Genomic DNA, 23648 nt, shown 5'->3' with positions numbered 1-23648 from the left:
AGTCACTGTGGTGGTCAACGTTCCTCCGCCGGTCAGGCGATCGCGTGGTCGAAGTCGGCCGGGCTGCGGTGCTCCTGACCGATCATCATGATCAGCAGCGGCAGTTCCTCGCCGTCGACGAGGCCCAGGTGCTCGGTGTAGGAGACGGAGTCGAAGCCGAGCGCCACCCCGCAGGCCAGCCCGGCCGCCGGGGCAACCGTGTACAGCGCCTGCGAGGTCGCGCCGACGGCGGCGTTCACCAGGCGCAGGCCGCGGTCCCCGACGGCGTCCAGCACGGCCGGGGTGGGGGCGCTGACCAGGATCAGCGCACCGGCCTGCTCCAGGTTGTAGTTGTCCAGGAAGTAGTTCCGCTGCAGGAACCAGCCCTGCGGGCCCGCCTTCACCGGCCGCAGGGTGCGCCCGTCGGGCTCGTACGCGTACGCGCCGGCCGGGATGCCCGCGACGTGGTTGACGAAGACGTGCAGCCGCGTCAACGACCGCTCCTGCGGGCCTTCCTGGCAGTCCGCCAGCCGTCCGGCCGAGGCGGCGGCGGCGAGCGCGGTGGACAGCTGCCCGGCGGTCATCGGCGGATTGCCGGTGAACCGTCCGAAGCTGCTGCGCCGCGACCGCAGCGCCTCCCGCACGCCCATCGGCGTCTGCTGCGGCTCGGGCAGTGTGACCGGCTCGCCGACCGGCCGGGCGGGTTCGGCCGCCGCCCGGAGCCGGTCCCAGGCCTCGGCCAGCGCCGTGTCCAACACCCCTTCGGCGGGCCGCTCGGCCGCGCCTTCCAGGGTCGCCCGGTGAATGCGCCGGACGGTCTCGAACCCGATGACGGTCCGCGACCGCTCCTGATCGACCGCCCGGACGACGGCCCCGGTCGGTTCCGCGGAAAGCGCTTTCGCGGACAGCGGTTCCGCGGACTGCGACTCGGCGGCCAGCGACTCGGTGGGCGCGCCCGCCCAGCGCAGCGGGACGACGGCGAACACGCCCTCCTCCTCGGCGCCCAGGCCGAGCAGTCGGCCGAGCCGCTCCTCGTCGAACCAGAGCGCGGCGTCCAGGCGCAGGCCCTGCGCGCCGGCCCAGATCCGCCAGGTCTCCAGCAGCGCGCCCAGGTCCATGGTGACGACGTGGTAGGCGAAGCTGTTGTACTTGAAGGCGTTCTGCCAGAACTTGACGGTCAGCACCAGGAATTGGTCGCAGTCGTCGGCGCGCCCGCCGAGCGCGGCCCGGACGTCGGGCGTCACGTCGCCGGTCAGCAGCCGCCGCATCGAGTGGTGCGGGGTGGAGTAGTGGTGCACGCCCGGGGTCAGCGGGCCGCTCGGTCCGCTCACCCAGTGGATGCCGATCGGGTACAGGCCGCCGCCGGAGGCGGTGCCCCGGGAGAAGTTCGCGTGCGGGTAGCGCGGCAGTGTGCCGAGGTCCGAGTTGGCCTGCACGCCGAGGCGGCGGCCCGTCAGGCCGTAGGAGTCCCGCAGCATGCCGCCGAGCAGCGGCAGCGTGAAGCCGTCCTCGCCACGCGGCCCGAACAGGCCGCGCCCGACGGCGGCGGCGGGGCCGGGCGGGCAGTCCGGCAGCGGGAAGTGCGGCGCGGCGGGGAAGTACTTGTCCTTGCGCGGGCGGTCGGCCCAGTCGGGCACGAAGTCGGCGGGCTCCATCGGAACCCGGCCCCGCCACAGCACCGCGGACGCGTACGTGCGGGCGTAGCCCATGGTCGTTCCTCTCGTGTGCCGCCCGGCACGCCCGCCGGTTCGCTCACCGGCGGGGTGCAGGCTCAGGGGAAGGGGTGCGGTGCGGGGTTGAGCTGGTCCGTCCGCAGGTCGTGCGGGCGCAGGCCGGCCTCGCGGGGCGCGGTCCGCAGCCGGGGCATGGTCAGGGCCCGCTGGCGCTGCCAGCCGAAGTCGATCGGCAGCAGCCCGGGCACCAGCACCGAGGCGGTGTACAGGCCGGACGCCCGCTGCTCGGGCATGGTCTGGTCGACCACCACCACGTCGAACCCGGCCGAGGCGATCGCGTCGACGCACCGCCGCAGGTCCTCCCGCAGGTCGTCGGACGGTGCGATCGAACCGTCCGCGAGCCGGGCGAGCGGCGCGGGCGCGTCCTGACGCTTCAGCAGGAAGTCGGCGTAGGGCGCCATCTCGGGCAGCCCGTACACCAGCGGGTGGTCGTGCAGCACCCGCACCTGGTCGAAGTCCTCGGCCATCGCCCGCAGTCGGCGCTCCTCGCGGGCGGTGCGGCTGCGCAGGTTGACGGCGTCGGTGGCGATCTCGCACAGGCCGGCCCAGAGCGCGGCCTCCGGGTCCAGGCTCGCACCGGCCCCGAAGCAGAGCCGGCCCGGTCCGCCGTCGATGCGTTCGGCGACGGCGGTCACCACCGGGATCGGGAAGCTGATCCGGGTGTCGAAGAACCGGGCGCGGTAGCCGTACATCTCCAGCCGGTCGACCATCGCCCTGGTCTGCGGGCGGCTGCTGCTGCGTCCGTCGAGTTCGGGCAGCGCGAGCTGTCCGTACCAGGCGATCAGGAAGGCGTCCCGTTCGACGGCCTCCATCAGGCCGAAACAGATCGCCTCCTCCAGGCTGCCGCCGGACGCGCAGCCGTTGGAACTCTCCTGCACGAAGCGGTTGGTGAGCCCGCCGGGCGCGTGGTAGTACGCCAGGATCTCCGGGACCAGCAGCGGCCGTTCGTCGCGCAGCGACCAGCCCCACACCCACGGGATCGGCGTGCTCGGCTCGAACGGGCGGATGCCGGTGGTCCGGTGGAACTCCTCGGTGTACAGGCCGCAGGTCCGGGGGTCGAGCGCCTGCTCGCCGAGTTCGTCGTAGGCGGCGACCACGGTGGTCCGCTTGCCGCGCGCCCGCATCCCGGCGAACCGCTCCAGCCCCTCCAGCAGGCCGACCTCGGTACTGGCCCGGTAGCTCGCCGTGTGGCCGCCCCAGAAGCACTCCCGCAGGTAGTCGCCGGAGCGCATGGTGAAGCAGCCCACCGTGGAGGAGGTGGACGCGGACACCAGGTCCGGCACCACCGACGGCCCGAGCATCCCCGCCACCGGGTTGACGAACGCCGGCAGCGACAGCCCGTAGTCCTCCACCGGCCGCAGCCGGAAGTCGTCGGCCGCCCGCTTGGGACGGCTCACCGGCTCGATCCGGGCGGCCTCCGCGCTGTCGTCGACGCGGTGTTCGCAGCGCGGGCACTCCGCGTCCGGGAGCAACGGGAAACCGCTTACCCGCAGCGTCTCCAGGTCCAGCAGGTGCACCACCGGCAGCCCGTTCAGCTCTCGCGGGCCGCCCTCGGCGCGGGCCGCCAGCAGCGCGGCCAGCGCGTCGGTCAGGAACGGCACCGCGAACGGCGGACGGCCCGCCGCCCGGGTGCCGGACCCGAGCTCCAGGGCGTCGCGCAGTTGCCCGGAGCGCACCGCCTGCCAACGCCGCGCCAGGCAGCGCGGGCACGGCGACGCGTCGCCGCCTCCCGGCGGGCTGTCCGGCCCGACGGTGGCGTGGTGGCCGTACAGGTGCACCGGCACCGGCCACGCACCGCGCCGCGCCGGCTCCTCCCCCGCCGCCTGCGCCTCCCGCGCCGGCTGCGCTTCCGGCGCCGTCGGCCCGTCCGTTGCCGTCAGCTCGTCCCGGGCCCCGAGCGCCGCCAGCTCCGCCGACCGGACCTGACGATCCGTCAGTTCGGCGGCCAGCGTTGCGAAGAACTCGCCCCAGGGGCCCGCGTACGCCACGCCCACGGGGGCGTCCAGCATGCCGGGCGGGCGGTCCAGGACGTCCTCAGGCATCCGAAGTCCCGTCCGTGAGCAGCACCTTGACCACGTCGATCCGGCCGGCCCGCAGGTCGGCCGGGCCGCACGGGGCGAGCAGGACGTCCCGGCCGGAGGCGCGCAGCCGCTCCAGCACCTGCGGCCACTCCAGGTTCTCGCCGAGGGTCGCCCCGGCCGTCCCGGCGGGGGTCAGCGTGCTCGGGTCCAGTTCGCCGATCAGCGGGTCGCCGGTGTCGGTGCCGCCCTGCGTCGCGGCGGCCGGGTCGCGGTCCAGCTGCACCGCGGTGAGCAGGTCGCGGACGGCCTCCAGCACCGCGTCCCGCAGGCTCAGGCCGCTGCCGAGCGCCCACCGGTACCCGCCGGCGGCCGGGTCGGCGGCCCGGGCCAGCACCACCGGCAGCGGCTCGTCGGCGTCGCCGAGGCGCAGCAGTTCCGGCTCCAGGGCGTGGTTCTGCGCCGAGCGGCCCAGGAAGGTGAGCTGCGCGTCCTGCGCGAGGATCTCCAACGGCAGTTCCCGGGCGGCGAGTCGGCCGCGCAGGGTGCGGCGCAGCGCGTCGTATCCGAGGGCGGTGCGCAGGCCGCGTGCGGCGGCTTCGGCGAGGGTGCCGCCGGCGCCGGTGCCGGCCGACGTGGCTTCGAAGGCGCGGTCGCGGTTGTGCGGGCCGAAGGTGCGCAGCGCGGCGACGGGGACGAGCGCCCGTTCGCCGGTCAGCAGCGAGGTGGCGGGGCTCCAGTCGCGGACGGTGCCGGCCGGGAGGCCGCTGGCGGTTCCGAGCAACTCAGGCCGGACGCGGGCGAGTTCGGCGTCCGCTGCGGTGGCGGTCCGGGGCGGCACGGCGTGCTCGGCGTAGACCTCGGCGGCCCGGTACAGGGCGCGCAGTCGGGCGCCCGCGACGTGGTGGACGTCGCCGGCGGAGACGGTGCGCTGCACGCCGGGGGCGAGGTTCAGGGTGACGGTGCCGGCCTTGAGCGGGGTCTGCCGCCAGTCGTCGTCCGCGTACCGGGCGAACACGCCGGCGTGCGGGCCCACCAGGACGGCGCGGTCGTCGAGTTCGGCGAGCGCGGCCTCGGACGCGCCGTCCTCGGTGGAGAAGTCCTCCTCGCGTCCGGCCCCGGCGAGGTCGAGGCCGGCGAGGTCGAGGCCGGCGAGGTCGGGCCGGTCGTCCGCGGTGCAGCGGGCGCAGCGCGGGTGCGGGTGGAGGGGTTCGCCGACCACGTCGAGCGAGTCGAGGTCCTGGACGAGGAGGCGTCCGTCGGTTTCGGCGGGCAGGGCGCCGGTGGTGATCCGGAAGACCTCGTAGCCGAGCAGGTTGCCGAGCATCGCGGCGAGCGGGCCGTGCGGTTGGCGGCTGCCGGTGCTCAGCGGGGCGAGCGGGGCGAGGTCGCTCCACAGGTCGGCGGCGTCGCCGGCCCGGGCGCCGGTGCCGAGGCGCAGGGCGGCGCACAGCCAGCAGCCGGTGCGGTCGGCGGACATCAGCGGGCCGATCACGGCGTTGGCGCCGATGGTCCACGCGGGCAGCAGCAGCCGGCCGTCGGGGAGGCCGGCCTCCAGCAGTCGGGCGATCCGGCGGGGGCCTTCCGGTCCGGTGACCAGCACGACGTCGTAGCCGTCGAGTTCGGCCCGTCCGTGGTCGGCGGCGGCGGGGGTGAGGGTGGCGACCTCGGCGGGGCAGCCGGCCTTGGTGAGGGCGGCGGTCTCGGTCTCGATCTCGGCGTAGCCGGCGAGTTCGGTCAGCCCGGGGAGGACGCCGACGGTGGCGCAGCCGTTGCGGAGCAGGCTGAGCACGCTCCAGCGGGCGAGTTCGTCGTCGCCGAGGACGGCGACCCGGGTCTGCCGGAAGCGGTGGAAGCGTTCCTCGGCGTCGCCGACGTAGTGGTCGACGTACTCGATCTGCGGTCCGAACCGGGCGGCGGCCTCGGGGGTGAGCGGCGAGGGGCCTTCGGGGGCGGGGCCGGCGTCGCGGGCGAAGCCGCGGGTGTAGAGGGTGCGCACCAGCTCGGTGAACATGGTGCGGTGGTGCTCGCCGAAGCCCTGGCTGATCTCGGCGACGGTGTGCCGGCCGTTCAGGTGCGGGACGATCAGCGAGGCGAAGCGGTAGGCGTCCTTGGCGGTGACGCCGAAGCCGCCGTGGGCGTTGTGGAACAGCACCCCCTCGGGGGTCTGGGTGTACAGCACGTCGCGCCGGATCCGCGGGCGGCTGTCGGCGATCTCGTCGAACGGGGGCATGTCCCTCACACCTCAGTGGTACGCGAACGGAGCGGCTCGGGGCCGCACGGACGGGAGCGGTCAGGCGCAGGATGCGGGCGGCGGCGGGTCCTGCGCCCCCGGGGCGCGGGCCCAACTGCTCGCCGCAGCACGGGTGAAGGTGCGCAGCAGCTCGTGCACGTGGTAGTGGCCGCAGGGGCCTTCGGCCAGCAGCCCGGCCTGCACCAGGCCGGCCAGGACGACGTCTCCGGTGGTGGAGTCGGCCGGGTCGCCGGCCGGGTCGGCCGCGGGCCGGAGTTCGACGGCCGCGGCCCGCCGGGGCAGGTCCCGAACGGCCGGCGCGGCGGTGCGGGTCGGCGATTCGCCGCGCAGTACGGCGAGTTCGAGGCGTTGCAGGGCCGGTCCCGGCTCGACGCCGAGTTCGTCGCGCAGGTGGTCGCGGACCCGCCGGTACTCGGCGAGCGCGTCGGCGCGTCGGCCGGTCCGGTACAGGGCTTCGATCAGCTGTTCCCAGAACCGCTCGTGGGCGGGGTGGGACCGGGCCAGTGACCAGAGTTCGGCCAGTGCTTCGCGACATCGCCCGAGGGCGAGTTCGATGTCGTAGATCCGCTCGACGGTCCGCAGCCACTCCTCGGAGAGCCGCGGCACCTCCTCGCGGTGCAGCACGTCGGAGTGCACGTTGCCCAGCACCGGTGACTGCCAGAGTTCCAACGCGGCGCGCAGCAGGGCGAGTTCGGTGGCCGGTTCGGCCTCCCGGTCGGCCCGTGCGAGCAGGTCGCGGAACTCCAGCAGGTCGAGGGTGCGGGTGTCGACGGTCATCCGGTAGCCGCCGGGCAGCGCCTCGATGGTGCTGCCGGAGATCCCGTACTTGGCGAACAGCCGCCGCAGTCGCAGCACGCACGAGTGCAGGGCCGCTTTGGCGGTCGCCGGGATCTCCTCGCCCCAGATCGCCCGTTGCAGCGACTCCACCGGCACGACCGCGTTCGGCCTGGTCAGCAGTGCCGCCAACAGCGAGGCGGGCTTGGAGGGTTGGAGTACCGCCGTCTCCCGGCGGTCGGCGATCGCCAGCAGGCCGAGCACGGTGAATCTGGCGCCGCTGCCCGTTCCGGCTTCCGCTGCCATGCTCACCCCGCTCTCCTTCCGACGTTCTCGTTGCGGTGTTCCCGATGCGGCGGTCCCGCCGCCGCGGGCATGCCGAAGGCGCCCGCCGACGACCGATCGACATCGCTCCGCACCTGCCCGGCGCATTCGCCCGGGTTCGCTACCGCCCAGTACGACAACGCCAGACCGTATGAGTTGACGTTCAGTCACGTCAATGGCCGCGAACGGCATTTCAGCGAATTTCTGCAAACACTTGCATGACGTCCCGGAGACCGCCGACCGCCGCGCCCGCCTTGGAATAGACCAAGGCCACAGCCCTGCACGGCCGACTCATACGCATACGGACAGTTTGCTTGGACGCCACCTTTCCCCCACCGCACCACGGTCGTCCCGCCCGCCCGGGGGATGGCAGGCACGAAGTAATGCAGAAGCAGCGGAAGTGTCAACTCCGAGGGAAAGAACCGGCACTTCCGCATGGAGGGCAGCAGGCATGGCCCACCGGCCCGGCGCGGCCCTGCGCACGGCCCGGCGGCCACCCGATCGTTTCGTGCCCTCCGGTGACCATCCATGATTGCGCACCGTCAACAACTGCGCCAGAGTGGTGCGCCTTCGATCGAGTTCACCCCCGGCCCGCCGCGCACCCGCGAACCCGCGCGCGACGCCCGGCACTTCGGACCTCCCTCCGCCGGTCAGCCCTCCCGCGGTGGCCGCCACAGGGTCCGCCGCATCTCCTGCGCGAAGCCAACTCGCCAATTTCCCAAGCGACTTGAGCGACGCCGCGCCGAGGTTGTGCGCCGGGCGCATGACACGGCAGCGCCGCCGCGCGCCCTGGTGCGACGCGCTCCGGTCGGCCAGGCTTCTCCCGGGCTCCCCTGCATCCCACACCCCCACAGCCCCCACGGCGTCCGACGGGCAGATCCCCGGTCGGCGCCGACAGAGAGGTGGAGTCACATGACAGCGGTCCCCAACGGACGGACCGGAGCACCGGGCCGTCTCCGACGGCTGCGGCACCGTGCGGCGGTCGTCTCGGCGGCCGGCGCGCTCGGAGCGCTCACCGTGGTCGTGCCGGTGTCGGCTGCGCACGCGGACACCGGAGCGGCGGCGCACCGGCTGGTCTACATCGCCAACTCGCGCGAGAACACGGTCACCGCGTACGACCCGCAGTCCGCCGCGCCCGTCGCGACCATCCCGGTCGGCACCTACCCGCAGGCGGTGGCGGTCTCCCCGGACGGCACTCAGGCGTACGTCGTCAACAACGGCAGCAGCACGATCTCCGTGATCGACACCGCCACCGCCACCGTCGCCTCGACGATCGCGGTCGGCCGACTGCCCGGACCGGTGACGTTCTCCCCCGACGGCGCCCACGCCTACGTCGGGCACTACCTCAGCGCGCGAGCGGGCGGCGTCGACGTCATCGACACCGCCACCCGGACGGTCACCACCACCGTGACGGTCGGCAGCCAGCCGTTCGGCATCGCCGTGGCCCCCGACGGGGCGCACGCGTACGTCGCCAACCTCATCGGCGGCTCCGTCTCGGTGATCGACACCACCACCAACAACCTCGTCGAGTCGATCACCGACAGCCGGATCTTCATGCCGGCCGCCGTGGCGGTCTCCCCCGACGGCAGCCGGGTCTACAGCGCGAACTTCGGCACCGACAACGTCACGGTGATCGACACCGCCACCAACGAGGTCAGCAGCGCCATCCCCGTCGGGACCGGGCCCGGGAGCATCTCGATCGCCCCGGACGGTGCGCACGCCTATGTGACGAACCAGTACGACGCCACCGTCTCGGTGATCGACACCGAGCGCGGCGCCGTGACCGGCACCGTCCCGGTCGGCGACACCCCCGTGGGCGTGCTGGCCGACCCGGCCGGCGGTGTCGCGTACGTGGCCAACAGCCACGCGAACACCCTGTCGGTGATCGACACCGCCACCGACACCGTCACCCGCACGGTCGCCACCGGGAGCAGCCCGTACAGCCTGGCCGTCGCCCCCGTCGCGCCCACGGTGACGGGGGTGCGCGCCGGCCACGGGCCCGACGCGGGCGGCAACACCGTCACCATCGTCGGCACCCACCTGGCCGGCGCCAGGACGGTCCGATTCGGCAGCACGCCGGCCACCGGGGTGACGGTCGTCAACGACGTCACCCTGAAGGCGACCGTTCCCGCGGGCGCCGGCGGCACCGTCGACGTCCGGGTGACCACGCCGGCCGGCACCAGCGCCGTCGGCGCCGCCGGCCGGTACACCTACGCGTACCCGTTCAGCGGCTTCCGGCCGCCGGTCGCCAACCTGCCCGCCGTCAACCGGATGCACGCCGGGCGGGCGGTCCCGATCAAGTTCACCCTGGGCGGCGACTTCGGCCCGAACGTCATCGCCCGGGACTACCCGATCGCGCAGCGCGTCGACTGCACCACCGGCGCGCCGCTCGACCCGCCCGCACCCACCACCGCCACCGGGGACGCCGCCCTCCAGTACGACGCGGCCGCCACCGGCTACACCTACGTCTGGAAGACCGACCGGGCCTACGCCGGCACCTGCCGACTGTTCACCCTCGGCCTGAACGACGGCACTCTCCACACCGCGCTGTTCCAGTTCGACTGAGCCGCCTGCCGGGCTGCCCGCCCCCGGGTCCCTCCGCCCCGGGGGCGGGCAGCCCGCCCCGCCCCCGAGCCTCCCCTAGGGGACGGTCCCCTCGGCACCGGCGCCTTCTCGGTGGAAACCCCTACACCCCTGACTGGACGTCAACTCCCTGTGTGCGACCTACCGTTCGACACATGACCCGAACCCGTCGCACCGCCGCGGCCGCAGCGCTCCTGCTCGCCCTGCCGCTGTCCGTCGTCGCCGCCGTGCCCGCGCTGGCCGCGCCCGCACCCGCCGCCTCCGCCACCGTCCAGGCGAGCGTTCAGATCGAACTCCCGCGCCCGACCGGGCCGTTCGCCGTCGGGCGGCAGATCCTGCACCTGATCGACCAGCAGCGCACCGACCCGTGGGTGCCGTCCGCCGGACCTCGCCAGCTCATGGTGTCGATGTACTACCCCGCCAAGGCCGGCACCGGCGGCCCCGCACCGTACATGACGCCCGAAGCCGCACGCCTCATGCTCGACCTGAAGGTGCCCGGCAACACCATCCCCACCGAGACGGTCGTCGACACCCGGACCTGGTCCCGCACCGACGCGACCCCCGAGCACGGCCGCTTCCCGCTGGTCGTCCTCTCCCCCGGCTTCACCATGCCACGCACCGAACTGACCGCCCTCGCCGAGGACTTGACCAGCCACGGCTACGTCGTCGCACTCGTCGACCACACCTACGAGAACGCCGGCACCACCTTCCCCGACGGCCACACCACCACCTGCGTCATGTGCGGCAAGTTCCGGACCCCGGAGGACTGGGCGGGCCTGGACGCGAGCCGGGCCAAGGACGTCTCCTTCGTCCTCGACCAGCTGACCGGCCCCGGGCGCCCGGCCTGGCGCTACGCCCACCTGATCGACCGCAGCCGCATCGGCATGGCCGGACACTCCGTCGGCGGAGCCGCCACCGTGCCGACCATGCTGACCGACGACCGGGTCCGGGCCGGCGTGAACCTGGACGGCACCATGGACTTCGCCGTCCCCGCCACCGGCCTCAAGGGCAAGCCGCTGCTGATGATCGGCCACCCGCTCGACGGCCCCGAGGACCCCAGCTGGACGGACGCCTGGAACAACCTCGACGGCTGGAAGCGCTGGCTCACCGTCGCCGGCTCCGACCACAGCACCTTCACCGACGTCCCGGTCCTCACCGAACCGCTCGGCCTGCCGCACCCGCCCACCACCACGATCAGCCCCGAGCGCGGCGTCCAGCTGACCCGCGAGTACGTCACGGCGTTCTTCGACCTCCAGCTGAAGGGCCGCCCCCAACCGATCCTCGACGGCCCCACCCCGCAGAACCCGGAGATCACCTTCCAGCCCTAGCCGCCGCCCCGGGCCGCCGGGCCGTCGAGCCCGGCGGCCCCCGACGACCCCTAGGGAACGACCCCCGCAACCACGGCGCCTTCTCCGTACGATCCCCTACGCCTCTGACGCGACGTCAACTTCCGTACCAGCGACCTACGGTACGGAACATGATCCGAATCCCCCGCACCGCCGCGACGGCAGCCCTGCTGCTCGCCCTGCCGCTGTCCGCCGTCGCCACCGCCGTGCCCGCACTGGCCGCGCCCGCACCCGCCGCCTCCGCCACCGTCCAGGCGAGCGTTCAGCTCGAACTCCCGCGCCCGACCGGGCCGTTCGCCGTCGGGCGGCAGATCCTGCACCTGGTCGACCAGCAGCGCACCGACCCGTGGGTGCCGTCCGCCGGACCTCGCCAGCTCATGGTGTCGATGTACTACCCCGCCAAGGCCGGCACCGGCGGCCCCGCACCGTACATGACACCCGAAGCCGCACGCCTCATGCTCGACCTGAAGGTGCCCGGCAACACCATCCCCACCGAGACGGTCGTCGACACCCGGACCTGGTCCCGCACCGACGCGACCCCCGAGCACGGCCGCTTCCCGCTGGTCGTCCTCTCCCCCGGCTTCACCATGCCACGCACCGAACTGACCGCCCTCGCCGAGGACTTGACCAGCCACGGCTACGTCGTCGCACTCGTCGACCACACCTACGAGAACGCCGGCACCACCTTCCCCGACGGCCACACCACCACCTGCGCCGCCTGCGACATTCCGCCCAGCGACGCGCAGAAAGTGGCCGTGGACGAGAGCCGGGCGAAGGACGTCTCCTTCGTCCTCGACCGGCTGACCGCCCCCGGGCACCCGGCGTGGCGCTACGCCCACCTGATCGACCGCGACCGCATCGGCATGGCCGGGCACTCCGTCGGCGGCGCGGCGGCCGTCCCGACCATGCTGTCCGACCCGCGCGTCCGGGCCGGCGTCAACCTGGACGGCACCATGGCGGTCCCCGTCCCCGCCACCGGGCTCGGCGGCAGGCCGTTCCTGATGATCAGCCACCACCTGGACGCCGGGGACGAGGACCCCAGCTGGACGGAGAGCTGGGCGCACCTCGACGGCTGGAAGCGCTGGCTCACCGTCGACGGTTCCAACCACGGCACCTTCACCGACCTCCCGGCCCTCGCCGAACCGCTCGGCATCCCCCAGCCTCCCGGCACCACCCTCACCGCCGCCCGCAGCGTCCAGCTGACCCGCCAATACGTCGCGGCCTTCTTCGACCTCCAGCTGAAGGGCATTTCCCAGCCGATCCTCGCCGGCCCGACCCCGCAGAACCCGGAGATCGCCTTCCACCCGTAGCCACTGCTGCCACCCGCCAGAACCCGAGGTCGCCGGCCACCGCCGGCGGCCTCGCACGCGTTCGGGGCCGCCGTCCGCCGCCGTTCGTTCGATGACACACCGTCAGTCCGCCGGACGGGCCCCGGGGGCTTCGGAAGGCCGATGCCCATTGGCCGGGCCCTCGGCCGGAAAGTTACGTTGAGTGCCGAGCCGACCGCATCATGTGATCAGCGCTGCCTGCACCCGAGGAGCCCGAGCGTGACCACCACCTCCGCCCGCCCCACCGGCGTACCCGTCATCGAGCAGCTCCCGCAGCCTGGGCTGCGGACGAACACCGACATCCAGGGCAACGTCCTGGCGGCGTTCAACAAGGACTTCATGGACTTCCGCTACCTGCACTTCCCGGACGCCGCCGGCGGCCGCGGGTGGCTCTCCGCGATCCTCAACACCGTGGCGACGACCAGCGAGACCGAGGACTTCAACGAGCAGTTCTCGCTGGCCCGCCGGGCCTTCGGCCGCGACCCGGACCTCGCCGTCGTCCGCTGCGGGGTGTCGCTCACCTTCGAGGGCCTGATGGCGGTCGCCGACAAGCCCGACCAGGTCGAGCAGGACCTCGGCGCCTTCGTCGCCTTCCGCGAGGGCGCCGCCGCCCGGGCCCGGGCGCTCGGCGACACCGGAGACAGTGACCCCGAGCAGTGGCTGTTCGGCGCCGGAACGGGCGACCGGGCGGTGCACGCCGTCCTGATCGTCGCCGCGGACACCGACGAGCTGCTGCAGGAGAAGCTGAGGAACCTCGACGCGGTCGAGGCCGCGCACCGGATCGGCCGCGTCCACGTGGACCGGGGCCGCACCCTGACGGGCGCGCTGAAGGGGCACGAGCACTTCGGCTACAAGGACGGCATCTCCCAGCCCGGTGTGAAGGACTTCCACCGGGAGGACCCGGAGCACCGGGGCTTCCGCGACGTCCACGCCGGCACCGAACTGATCGAACCCGGCGAGTTCGTCTTCGGCCACAAGAGCGAGCAGGGCGACCGCAAGGCCCCCGAGTGGATGAAGAACGGCTCGCTCCAGGTGGTGCGCCGCCTGCGCCAGGACGTCGCGGGCTGGAACAAGGCCGTGGTGGACGGCGTCAAGCAGTTCACCGGGACGATGGACCCGACCCGGCTCGGCGCCTGCCTGTTCGGCCGGTTCAAGGACGGCACGCCGCTCGCCCCGCCGAACGGCGCCGTAACCGGCCTCGGCTCGGACCGCAACGACTTCGACTACACCAACGACCCGGCCGGGCAGCACACCCCGTGGATCGCCCACATCCGCCGCACCCACCCGCGCGCCTTCGCCGGCATCGGCGACAACAAGCCGAAGAGCCACCGCCTGATGCGCCGGGGCATCCCGTACGGCCCGGAGTTCCCGGGCGGCGCGGACGACGGCCAGGACCGCGGGCTGATGTTCGTCTGCTACGGCACCTCGCTGGAGCAGCAGTTCGAGCTGGTCCAGCAGCACTGGTCCAACAGCCCGACGTTCCCGCCCGGAAAACCGGACGGCTCCACGCCCGCCCCGAACGGCTTCGACAAGGTCGTCGGCCTCGCCGGCCAGGCCGGCATCGGGCTCGCGGACGGCACCCACGGCACCGTCGACATGCCGCGCTTCGTCCGCACCACGGGCGCGCTCTACGCCTTCACCCCCTCCGTCTCCACGCTGCGGCTGCTCGCCGAGGGCAAGGACCTCCCCAACCAGCCGGTCGGCTCCTGACCGCCCGTTCGAGAAGGAGAGCCCCCGTGAAGAACACCGACAGCGCCCGCCGGCACACCTCCCGGCAGCTGGCGCGCGAACTTCTGCTGGTCGGCCCGAACGACGAAGACCTGAAGCTGCGCTACCTCGACGTCCTGATCAAGGACGGCCTCCCGCCGAACGGCGCCCGCAAGGACGTGCTGATCATCGGCGCGGGCATCGCGGGCCTGGTCGCCGGCAAGCTGCTCAAGGACGCCGGACACCACGTCACCATCCTGGAGGCCAACGGCAGCCGGGTGGGCGGCCGGATCAAGACCTTCCACGCCGACGAGGACGCGGCCGAGGGCGACGGGCCGTTCCACGACCCGAAGCAGTACGCGGAGGCCGGGGCGATGCGACTGCCCAGCTTCCACCCGCTCACCCTCGCCCTGATCGACAGCCTCGGCCTGCAACGGCGGCTGTTCTTCAACGTCGACATCGACCCCGACACCGGCAACCAGAACGCGCCCGTCCCGCCGGTGGTCTACGAGTCCTTCGAGACCGGCAAGGTCTGGAAGTACGGCGCCGACAGCCCCGAGTTCCGCGAGCCGGCCAAGCGCAACAACTCCTGGATCCGCACCAACCGGATCCAGAACCGCCGCAAGGAGTACACCGAAGACCCGACCGGCATCAACGAGGGCTTCCACCTCACCGGCGAGGAGGCGCGGATCACCGCCGCCACGATGATCAGCCAGGCGCTGGACCCGGTCCGCGACTACTACTCGGACGTCGACGGCGACCAGCGGGTCAACAAGCCGTTCGCCGAGTGGCTGGACGGCTGGGCCCGGGTGATCCACGACTTCGACGGCTTCTCGATGGGCCGCTTCCTGCGCGAGTACGCGGGCTTCAGCGACGAGGCCATCGAGGCGATCGGCACCATCGAGAACATGACCTCCCGGCTGCACCTGGCCTTCTTCCACTCCTTCCTGGGCCGCAGCGACATCAACCCGAACGTCACCTACTGGGAGATCGCCGGCGGCACCCGGATGCTGCCCGAGGCGCTCGCCGAGCAGCTCCGGGACGAGATCCAGATGGGCCGGCGGATGATCCGCCTGGAGTACTGGGACGCCCGCCGGGACGGCGCCGACGCCCGCGACGTCGGACCGGTCGGCCCGCAGGTCGCCGTCCACACCGTCCCCGAGGACCAGCCGAACGCCGAACCCACCGTCTGGAAGGGCGACTTGGCGATCGTCACCATCCCCTTCTCGGCGCTGCGCTTCGTCCAGGTGGCGCCGCCGTTCTCCTACAAGAAGCGCCGGGCGATCATCGAGACCCACTACGACCAGGCCACCAAGGTGCTGCTCGAATTCTCCCGCCGCTGGTGGGAGTTCACCGAGGCGGACTGGAAGGTCGAACTCGACGCCATCGCCCCCGGCCTGTACGACTACTACCAGCGCACCGGTGAGGAGGACGCCGAGGCCGCCGTCGCCGCCGCCCACAACGGCCACCGGCCGCCGCGGGGCGTGCCGAAGCTGCTGCTCGGCGCCCACGCCAGCGTCGACGAGCACCGGATCAGCGAGGGCCAGCGCGAGGCCTACCGCCACACCCCCCTGCTGCGGGCGAGCGTCCGCCCCGCCACCGACTGCTTCGGCGGCGGCTCGACCACCGACAACCCGAACCGGTTCATGTACTACCCCTCCCACCCGGTGCCCGACGGCGACGGCGGCGGCGTGGTGCTGGCCAGCTACAGCTGGTCCGACGACGCGGCGCGCTGGGACTCCATGGAGGACGACGAGCGGTACGTGTTCGCGCTGCGCAACCTCCAGTCGGTGCACGGCCGCCGGATCGAGGTGTTCTACACCGGCTACGGGCAGACCCAGAGCTGGCTGCGCGACCCGTACGCGTTCGGCGAGGCGGCGGTGTACACCCCGCACCAGATGACCAGCTTCCACCTCGACGCGGGCAAGCCGGAAGGCCCCGTGCACTTCGCCGGCGAGCACATCTCGCTCAAACACGCCTGGGTCGAGGGCGCGGTGGAGACCGCCGTCCGGGCCGCCCTCGCCGTGCACGCGGCGACGGCGCCGGCGGCCGAACGACGGCTCCGGCCCGAAGTCCAGCTCCGCCAGGAGAACCAACAGGAGGCACTGCACCGATGAGCAGCAACAACGAATGGACCGTGGGTCGTTACCTGGCCACCAGGCTCGAACAGCTGGGCATCCAGTACGTGTTCGGCGTGCCGGGCGACCTGCTCGGCCCGTTCCTGACGGTCATGCAGGACACCACCTCGGTGCGCTGGGTCGGCACCCCGACCGAGATGGGCGCCGGCTACGCCGCCGACGCCTACGCCCGGGTCCGGCTCGCCGACGCCGCCCCGGACCAGCCCGAGCAGGGTGTCGCAGCCGTCGCTGTGACGTACAGCGTGGGCGCGTTCAGCCTGCTCAACACCATCGGCGGGGCGTACGTCGAGGACGTGCCGCTGATCGCGATCAACGGCGCGCCGTCCTACGAGCAGTGGCTCAACTTCCAGGCGGTGGGCCTGCTCACCTCGCACATGAGCCCGCGCCGGGAGAGCAACCTGGAGGTCTACCGGCAGGTCACGGTGGACGCGCAGGTGCTCTCCAACCCGGGGCTGGCGCCCTCGCAGATCGACAGCGCCATCACCGCCTGCCTGACCGAGCGCAAGCCGGTCTACCTGGAGGTCATGGAGGACCTCTGGCACGCGCCGTGCGACCCCCCGCAGGGTCGGCTCCGAGCGCACGAGCGGCCGTTCACCAAGCGCAACCAGGACATCCTGGACAAGGCCGTGGCCGCAGCGGTGGAGCTGATCACCAAGTACCGGACGCCGATCGTCTGGGCCGGCGAGGAACTGCTGCACCAGCGGCTGGAGAACGAACTGGCGGAGTTCGTCGAGGCCACCGAGATGCAGTTCTGCACCACCGTCGGCGCGAAGTCCGTGGTCTCCGAACTGCACCCGCTGTTCGCCGGCGTCTACAACGGCAAGGCGAGCCTGCCGGAGATCCGCGACACCTTCAAGAACGCGGGCTGCCGGATCGGCCTCGGCACGTGGTCCACGTCCAAGAACCTGAACGGCGAGCAGTCCATCGGCGACGACTGGATCGTGGCGGCCCGCGGCGGCGTCAGCGTCGGCGCCATGTACTTCCCCGACGTCCAACTCCGTTACTTCGTCCCCGCGTTGAAGACCGCCCTGGCGGGAAGGACGTTCCCCGCCGACCACTTCGCGCTGGCCCACAAGGCGGGCCTGGACGTCCCCGCCACCACCGCCGAGTTCCTCGGCTCGCTCAGCGCCCGGCACCACAAGAAGACCGAACTGACCTACGACGGCTTCTTCGAACGCATCAACCACTTCCTGGAGCACGAGGCCACCGGCGGAATCCCGGACGCCCCCTCGCCGTTCACCGTGGTCTCGGACGCGGCCTTCTCGCTGCTCGGCTCGATGAACCTGCGGATCACCGAGCGGGCCGGATTCATGGCGCAGAACAGCTGGCTGTCCATCGGCTACTCGGTCGGCGCGGCCACCGGCGTGGCGTTCGGCCGGCAGCAGCCGCTGAAGCGCCCGATGGTGTTCGTCGGCGACGGCTCGTTCCAGGAGATCTGCCAGGAACTGTCCACCCACGTCCGCCACCACCTGCGCCCGGTGATCTTCGTCCTCGACAACGAGGGCTTCTACGGCATCGAGCAGATGCTGGTCAGCCCCTGCTACTACAAGGGCAGGCCGTCCGACGGCGCCGACTTCTACAACGTCCTGCACCCGTGGCACTACGAGAAGCTGGCCCACGTCTTCGGCTCCGAGAAGGACCAGATGCACGGCTTCAAGCTCAGCACCCACGCCGAACTCGACGCCCTCCTCACCGACATCGCCGACCCCACCAACCAGCTCAACCACGCCCCGATCCTGGCCCGCGTCCGCCTCAGCCGGCACGACTACCCGAGGGCCCTGCAGTACAAGATCGACGAGAACTGTCCCTGATTCCCCGCCCGACGCGCCGGCCCCCGTCGTCCGACGGGGGCCGGTTGCGTGCGGTCTAGCAGTCGGGGACGGTCGTGCCGTTGTTGTCCTTGGCCGCGTCGTTGCCCCAGTGGGACAGGTAGAACGCCGACACCCACTGGCCCTTCGGGCCGACGTCCGGGTCCGTCCTCAGCCACCAGTGGTTGTAGCTGCTGCCGCTCGACACCTCACGGCCCCACGCCTTGCAGTACACGTAGTTGGTGCCCTGGTACAGCGTCCCGGTGGCGGTGGCGCCGGTGGAGGTCGGCGAGGCGTACACCGGCACGTTGGCGAAGGTGTCCACCCAGTACTTGCCGGTGGGGGCCGGGGCGCTTCCGCCGCCCGCGCAGTCCGGGACGGTCGTGCCGTTGTTGTCCTTGGCCACGTCGTTGCCCCAGCCGGAGAGGTAGAACGCCGACACCCACTGGCCGCTCGGCCCGACGTCCGGGTCCGTCCTCAGCCACCAGTGGTTGTAGCTGCTGCCGCTCGACACCTCACGGCCCCACGCCTTGCAGTACACGTAGTTGGTGCCCTGGTACAGCGTTCCCGTGCTGCTGGTGGAGGTCGGCGAGGCGTACACCGGGGCGTTGGAGAAGGTGTTCACCCAGTACTGCCCGCCGCCGGCCGGCGGCGGGGTCGGGGCCGGGGTGGTGTTGCCGGAGCCGTACAGCCGGATCGCGCCGTAGTAGTCGCCGTGCGAGGAGAGCGCCGCCACCTGGACGTACCCGCCGGAGTAGGGCGCCTCGACGATCCAGCCCTGCCCCAGGTACATCGCCACGTGGTGGATGGTGGAAGCGGTGTCGCCGAAGTACACCAGGTCACCGGGCAGCAGCGGCCCGGCCCCGTCCCCCCGGTAGTAGCGGGCGACCGCCCGGGACGTCGGCCACTGGGTCCGCGTGGTGCCGTTGATGACGTCCGCACCGACCGCCAGCGAGTAGGCGTAGCGGACCATGCCGGAGCAGTCCAGCCCGCGGACGTTGCAGTCGTTCGGGGCGCCGTTGGACGAGTCGCAGATCCCGTACGTCGGCCCGGGCTGCGACCCGTGCCCGCCGCCCCACGAGTACGGAGTGCCGATCAGCCCGCAGGCCGAGCGCACGGCAGCCGTCGCCTGCGACGCCGCACCGGTGGACAGCACCCCGCAGGCGGGCGCGGCCTGCGCCGCCCCGGCACCGGCGAAGAACACTCCGACCGACACCAGCACCGACAGCAGAGCCGCCCACCGCAGGGGCGCGACCAGCCGTCGCGACAGAAGGTTTACGCGCGTAGTCATAGCCGCGGATCCTTCCGGCGGCCCGGACACCGGATCAATGGGGGTAGCACACAGAAGACTTGACAGTACATTGGCCGCCGACCACATTGCGCATATCCGGGCAGTTCACGGGGCATGGCAGGGGGCAGCACAAAAGGATATCAACTCCACACCAACAAGGGTGCAAAAAACCAGAATTGACGATCCGTCATCACATGGACCGGCCCCCCTCCGAACCGATCCCGATCGCCGCCACCCGAAATCGGCGGCAGTCCGACGGCGGCGGGCTCTAGGATCTCCCCCGGCCTGCCGGAACCGCCCGGCACAAGGCCACTACAACGTGAGGTGAACATCGTGGGTCTCGTCGTCGGCGGCGTCCTTGCCGTGCTGGTCGCAGCGCTCGTGTGGTGGGTCGTCAGGACGTACAACCGGCTGATCCGCCTGCGGAATCAGACGCAGGCGTCCTGGGCGCAGATCGAGGTCCAACTGAAGCGCCGGCACGAGCTGATACCGAACCTGGTCGAGGGCGCCCGCGGATACGCCTCGCACGAGCGGACCACCCTGGAATCCGTCGTCGCCGCACGCGGGGCGGCCGCGGAGGCCGGCCTCGGCATCGCCGACAAGGCGGCCGCGGAGGATCTGCTGTCCGTCTCCCTCGGGAAAATGCTCGCCCTCGGCGAGAGCTACCCGCAGCTCAAGGCGGACCAGCATTTCTCCAAGCTGCAGGCCGAGTTGGCCACCGCCGAGGACAAGATCGCCTACGCCCGGCAGTTCTACAACAGCGCCGTCCAGAGCTACCACACCGCCCTGGAGAGCTTCCCCGGAAACATCGTCTCCGGCTTCGGCGGCGGACACGCCCGAAAGGAATACTTCGAGGCCGGCACCGCCGCGCAGGAAGCGCCCCAGGTCAACCTCGCGTGAGCCTCGACACCCGACTCTACTGGGCCGGCGCCGCACTGATCGTGCTCTGGCTCGCGGTCTACGCAATCGCCCTGGCCGCCACCCGGAACGGGACCGTCCGCCCCGGCCCCGCCACGCAGGAACTCGGCGACGACCCCGAACGACCGGCAGTGGTGGCCCTGTTGGCGAACGGGTGGCGCTCCGTCGAGCACGCCGCCGCGGCCACCCTGCTCGATCTCGCGGCGCGCGGCCTGGTCGAGATCCGCCAGCCCGCCGACGACCCCGCGCAGAGCACGGTGCACCTCACCGGCAAGGCCGCCCCCGCCCTGACCCCGTACGAACAGCAGGTCCTCGACCGGATCGCCGAACAGGCCGGCGGCTCCGGCGCCCCGATCGGCGCGATCGCCTTCCGCGCCGAGGAACGCGCGAGCTCGTGGAACACCGCCTTCCGCCGGGAGACCGTCGCCGAAGCCCGCCGACTCGGCCTCTCCCGGGCACGGTTCGGCACCCTGCTGGCCACGGTGCTGTCCGGCGGCCTCTTCGCGCCCGGCGTGTTCCTCGCACTGGGCGTCGTCACCGGCGGGCACGCCCTCCGCGCGGCCCTCGGGGTCGGCGCCATACCGGTGTTCCCGCTGGGCTTCCTGCTGGCGCTGGCCCTCGGCGAGCGGGCGACCCCGGCCGGGCTCGAACGCGCCGGCCACTGGGCCGGAGTCCAGTCCTGGCTCCGCGCGCACGAGGACTTCGCCCAACTGCCGCCCGCAGCCGTCACCGTCTGGGACCGCTACCTCGCCTACGGCACCGCACTCGGCGTCACCGCCCGCACCTCCCGCCTGCTCGGCTTCGACGCGGGCGACCGACGCCGGGTCTGGTCCTCCTACGGCGGCGCCTGGCGCCCCGTCCGCATCCGCTACCCGCGGCTCCTCCCCGGCTTCGGCGCCCGCCCCGCCCAGCTGCTCCAACTGGCGGGCGCCGCAGCCGTGATGGCCGTCGGCCTGGCCCTGTTCGCCGTCCTGCGCCGCCCCGAATGGGCGGCCGCGCCCGACGTGACCGACACGCTGCGCCGCCCCGGCCTGGTACTGAGCGCCGGCTGGATCGGCATCGGCGTACTCGCCGTCGCGGTGGCCGGACGCCTCAGCCGCTGGACGGCGTTCCTGGCGTTCATCGCCCTGATGCCGGGCAACTTCGCCAGCGCCCACGGCTGGATGTCCCACGGCCTGGAGCACCCGGGCCCGCTGACCGGCGAGACCGTGGCGATCGCCGGCTTCGGCGCGCTCGCCGCCTACTATCTCGCCCTCGCCGGCCTGGAACGGCGCGCCCCGCACACCGTCACCGGCGAGATCCTCCGCCTGGAACCCCGCCGACGCGAGAAGGCTCCCCGCTTCCTCGCCGTCGACACCGGCCACACCGACCGCACCCGCGCCTGGGCCCTCCCCGCCGACGCCCACGCCCTCCCGCCCGGCGCGGTGGTCCGCCTCGCGGTCTCGCCCGGCACCCGGACGGTCCGGTCGGCGGAACTCGTCGCCGACTGACCGACCGGGACCAACTGCCGTGGCACCTGCGCCCGGTGGCCGACCACCAGGTCGCGCCACCGGGCGCCGTGCTGTGCCGTGCTGACCAGAGCGGCAGCGGGGGCACCGCCAGTACCTCCACCGTCCCTCGGCCGGCCCGCCGACGGCCCGCCGACAGCGCGTGCCGTCCGCACGCCGACCTGTGCGACGACCGCCGCCGCGCCTACCGGACCCGGTCCTTCCCGTACCATCGCGCCCGTGCCGTCGGGAGCCGGCCCGGAGGTGAATTGACTGACGGCATCGGCCTCTTGGCTCTCCTCCCTCCGCCTGATTCACCGGCACCTGGCTCACCGTCACCTGCCCACCGTCACCCGATTCCCCGCACGATGAACGGAGACCCCGCCATGCCCACCCGTCCGACCGGGAACAGATCCGCCGCACCGACCTCCGGACAGCGCACGCTGATGCTGGCCCTGGCAACCCTCGGATTCGCCCTCAACTTCTGGGCCTGGGCGCTGATCAGCCCGCTCGGCACCCGGTTCAAGGACTCCCTCGGCCTCAGCTCGTTCCAGCAGTCGCTGCTGGTTGCCGTCCCGGTGATCGTCGGCTCGCTGGGCCGCATCCCGGTGGGCGCACTCACCGACCGGTACGGCGGCCGGCTGATGTTCCCGCTGGTGTCCGCCGCCACCATCGTGCCGGTGCTGTACCTCGGCCTGGTCGGTCACTCCTCGCTCACCGCCCTGCTCATCGGCGGCTTCTTCCTCGGTATCGGCGGCACCGCCTTCGCCGTCGGCGTCCCCTTCGTCAACGCCTGGTTCCCCCCGGAGCGACGCGGCACCGCCATCGGCATCTTCGGCGCCGGCATGGGCGGCACCGCGATCAGCGCCCTGACCACCGTGAATCTGGTCAAGAGCCACGGGATCGCCGCCCCCTTCGTCCTCACCGCGATCGCCCTCGCTGTCTACGTCGTCCTCGCCTTCGCCCTGCTGCGCGACGCCCCGAACCGCACGGCGCCCACCGAACCCCTGGCCCGCCGCCTCGGCGAAGCCCTCCGACTGCGCGTCACCTGGCGGGCCTCGGCGCTCTACGCCGTGACCTTCGGCGGCTACGTCGCCTTCTCCGTCTACCTCCCGACCTTCCTCAAGACCGCCTACGGACTCCAACAGGCCGACGCCGCGAACCGGATGGCGGGCTTCGTCCTCCTCGCCGTGCTGATGCGCCCGGTCGGCGGCTGGCTGTCGGACCGCACCGGCCCCGTACAGGTACTGAGTTGGGCCCTCGCCGCCACCGCGTTCGGTGCCCTGCTGCAGAGCTTCACCCCGCCCCTGGCCCCGCTCGGCACCATGGCCTTCCTGACCATGGCCGCAGCCCTGGGCGCCGGAAGCGGCGCAACGTTCACCCTGGTCGCCCGACTCGCCCCCGCCAAACAGGTCGGTTCCGTCACCGGCGTGGTCGGCGCCGCAGGCGGCCTCGGCGGTTTCGTCCAGCCGCTGACGCTGGGCGCCGTGTACGGCAGCTACCACTCCTACGCCGCCGGCCTGCTGGCCCTCACCGCGATCGCCGTGACCGCCGCAGTCTTCACCACCACCCGGGTCCACCGCGCCGTCCCCGCCTGACCGCCTTCGCCGCTCACGGATTTCCCTGAGACCGCGTTTGAGATCTGCCGTGCCGCGGGGCCGGCGGGCTCGTTGAGCTCTGCGTGAGTGGTTCCTTGGGGTGGGTATCCGTCAGACCTGGCGGACGGGCAGTGGGCGCTGGTGGAGCCGTTGCTGCCGCCGGCCCGGGTGGGTCCGAAGGGCGGTCGGCGGGAGAAGCATCCGCGGCGGCGGATCGTCGACGCGATCTTCTACGTGGTCCGCACCGGGTGTGCCTGGCGGCAGCTACCGAAGGACTTCCCGCCCTGGCCGACGGTGTACTGGTACTTCACGTGGTGGCACGACGACGGCACCGTCGAACGCATTCATGACGTCCTGCGCGG

At 72.6% G+C, this 23648-nt stretch carries 15 protein-coding genes; 10 read left to right on the top strand and 5 right to left on the bottom strand.

The features are described from left to right. Positions 1–32: 32 nt before the first annotated feature. From ACIQF6_RS34280 to ACIQF6_RS34265, 4 genes are all read right to left on the bottom strand, one after another. The gene (locus ACIQF6_RS34280; RefSeq protein ID WP_400902268.1) at positions 33–1688 is read right to left on the bottom strand and encodes a nitroreductase family protein; all 1656 of its coding nucleotides are present in this window, start codon (positions 1686–1688) and stop codon (positions 33–35) included. A 62-nt stretch (positions 1689–1750) separates the two neighbouring features. Then, a complete protein-coding gene (locus ACIQF6_RS34275; protein ID WP_400902265.1) occupies positions 1751–3754 on the bottom strand; it encodes a TOMM precursor leader peptide-binding protein in 2004 nt (667 codons plus the stop codon). Continuing rightward, complete coding sequence (locus tag ACIQF6_RS34270; RefSeq protein ID WP_400902261.1) at positions 3747–5963, bottom strand: TOMM precursor leader peptide-binding protein; 2217 nt, start codon at positions 5961–5963, stop codon at positions 3747–3749. The genes ACIQF6_RS34275 and ACIQF6_RS34270 overlap by 8 nt, the downstream gene beginning before the upstream one ends. 60 nt (positions 5964–6023) lie before the next feature. After that, positions 6024–7064 (bottom strand): BTAD domain-containing putative transcriptional regulator, encoded by a 1041-nt coding sequence (locus ACIQF6_RS34265; RefSeq protein WP_400902411.1) that lies wholly within the window; start codon positions 7062–7064, stop codon positions 6024–6026. Between the two features lie 930 nt (positions 7065–7994). Between ACIQF6_RS34265 and ACIQF6_RS34260 the strand changes: the two genes are divergently transcribed. The 6 genes from ACIQF6_RS34260 (at position 7995) to ACIQF6_RS34235 (ending at position 17995) form a co-directional block, all read left to right on the top strand. Next, entirely contained in the window at positions 7995–9647 is a 1653-nt protein-coding gene (locus ACIQF6_RS34260; protein ID WP_400902259.1) for a PxKF domain-containing protein, read from the top strand. Between the two features lie 173 nt (positions 9648–9820). After that, entirely contained in the window at positions 9821–10993 is a 1173-nt protein-coding gene (locus tag ACIQF6_RS34255) for an alpha/beta hydrolase family protein (protein ID WP_400902257.1), read from the top strand. A gap of 149 nt (positions 10994–11142) precedes the next feature. Beyond that, entirely contained in the window at positions 11143–12321 is a 1179-nt protein-coding gene (locus ACIQF6_RS34250; RefSeq protein ID WP_400902255.1) for an alpha/beta hydrolase family protein, read from the top strand. A 237-nt stretch (positions 12322–12558) separates the two neighbouring features. After that, positions 12559–14049: a Dyp-type peroxidase gene (locus tag ACIQF6_RS34245; protein WP_400902253.1), complete on the top strand. Its 1491-nt coding sequence runs from the start codon at positions 12559–12561 to the stop codon at positions 14047–14049. Positions 14050–14075: 26 nt separating this feature from the next. Next, positions 14076–16163 carry a flavin monoamine oxidase family protein gene (locus ACIQF6_RS34240; RefSeq protein ID WP_400902250.1) on the top strand — a complete coding sequence of 696 codons (2088 nt, stop codon included), beginning with the start codon at positions 14076–14078 and terminating at the stop codon, positions 16161–16163. After that, positions 16160–17995: an alpha-keto acid decarboxylase family protein gene (locus ACIQF6_RS34235; RefSeq protein WP_400902247.1), complete on the top strand. Its 1836-nt coding sequence runs from the start codon at positions 16160–16162 to the stop codon at positions 17993–17995. The genes ACIQF6_RS34240 and ACIQF6_RS34235 overlap by 4 nt, the downstream gene beginning before the upstream one ends. A gap of 55 nt (positions 17996–18050) precedes the next feature. Here the strand turns inward: ACIQF6_RS34235 and ACIQF6_RS34230 are convergent, their stop codons facing one another. Then, positions 18051–19283 carry a C40 family peptidase gene (locus ACIQF6_RS34230; RefSeq protein ID WP_400902244.1) on the bottom strand — a complete coding sequence of 411 codons (1233 nt, stop codon included), beginning with the start codon at positions 19281–19283 and terminating at the stop codon, positions 18051–18053. Positions 19284–19616: 333 nt separating this feature from the next. Between ACIQF6_RS34230 and ACIQF6_RS34225 the strand changes: the two genes are divergently transcribed. The 4 genes from ACIQF6_RS34225 to ACIQF6_RS34210 all read left to right on the top strand — a co-directional run. Then, positions 19617–20183 carry a LemA family protein gene (locus ACIQF6_RS34225; RefSeq protein ID WP_400902241.1) on the top strand — a complete coding sequence of 189 codons (567 nt, stop codon included), beginning with the start codon at positions 19617–19619 and terminating at the stop codon, positions 20181–20183. Then, a complete protein-coding gene (locus tag ACIQF6_RS34220; protein ID WP_400902238.1) occupies positions 20180–21691 on the top strand; it encodes a DUF2207 family protein in 1512 nt (503 codons plus the stop codon). The genes ACIQF6_RS34225 and ACIQF6_RS34220 overlap by 4 nt, the downstream gene beginning before the upstream one ends. Before the next feature lie 383 nt (positions 21692–22074). Then, on the top strand, positions 22075–23286 hold the full coding sequence (locus tag ACIQF6_RS34215; protein ID WP_400902235.1) for an MFS transporter: 1212 nt from the start codon (positions 22075–22077) through the stop codon (positions 23284–23286). 87 nt (positions 23287–23373) lie between these two features. Next, positions 23374–23648, top strand: a 275-nt coding sequence (locus ACIQF6_RS34210; RefSeq protein ID WP_400902232.1) for a transposase, incomplete at its 3' end; no start/stop codon positions are given.

The sequence above is a fragment of the Kitasatospora sp. NPDC092948 genome (assembly GCF_044754805.1).
Classification (GTDB): domain Bacteria; phylum Actinomycetota; class Actinomycetes; order Streptomycetales; family Streptomycetaceae; genus Kitasatospora.
The sequence above is the reverse complement of the archived record's forward strand: the minus strand, read 5'-3'. Positions and strand labels throughout refer to the sequence as shown.

Excerpts from the sequence above, each read along its gene's own strand:
- ACIQF6_RS34255 (WP_400902257.1), top strand. The coding sequence starts at position 9,821 with ATGACCCGAACCCGTCGCACCGCCGCGGCCGCAGCGCTCCTGCTCGCC.
- ACIQF6_RS34235 (WP_400902247.1), top strand. The coding sequence starts at position 16,160 with ATGAGCAGCAACAACGAATGGACCGTGGGTCGTTACCTGGCCACCAGG.
- ACIQF6_RS34280 (WP_400902268.1), bottom strand. The coding sequence starts at position 1,688 with ATGGGCTACGCCCGCACGTACGCGTCCGCGGTGCTGTGGCGGGGCCGG.
- ACIQF6_RS34230 (WP_400902244.1), bottom strand. The coding sequence starts at position 19,283 with ATGACTACGCGCGTAAACCTTCTGTCGCGACGGCTGGTCGCGCCCCTG.
- ACIQF6_RS34265 (WP_400902411.1), bottom strand. The coding sequence starts at position 7,064 with ATGGCAGCGGAAGCCGGAACGGGCAGCGGCGCCAGATTCACCGTGCTC.
- ACIQF6_RS34270 (WP_400902261.1), bottom strand. The coding sequence starts at position 5,963 with ATGCCCCCGTTCGACGAGATCGCCGACAGCCGCCCGCGGATCCGGCGC.
- ACIQF6_RS34275 (WP_400902265.1), bottom strand. The coding sequence starts at position 3,754 with ATGCCTGAGGACGTCCTGGACCGCCCGCCCGGCATGCTGGACGCCCCC.
- ACIQF6_RS34260 (WP_400902259.1), top strand. The coding sequence starts at position 7,995 with ATGACAGCGGTCCCCAACGGACGGACCGGAGCACCGGGCCGTCTCCGA.
- ACIQF6_RS34250 (WP_400902255.1), top strand. The coding sequence starts at position 11,143 with ATGATCCGAATCCCCCGCACCGCCGCGACGGCAGCCCTGCTGCTCGCC.
- ACIQF6_RS34215 (WP_400902235.1), top strand. The coding sequence starts at position 22,075 with ATGCCCACCCGTCCGACCGGGAACAGATCCGCCGCACCGACCTCCGGA.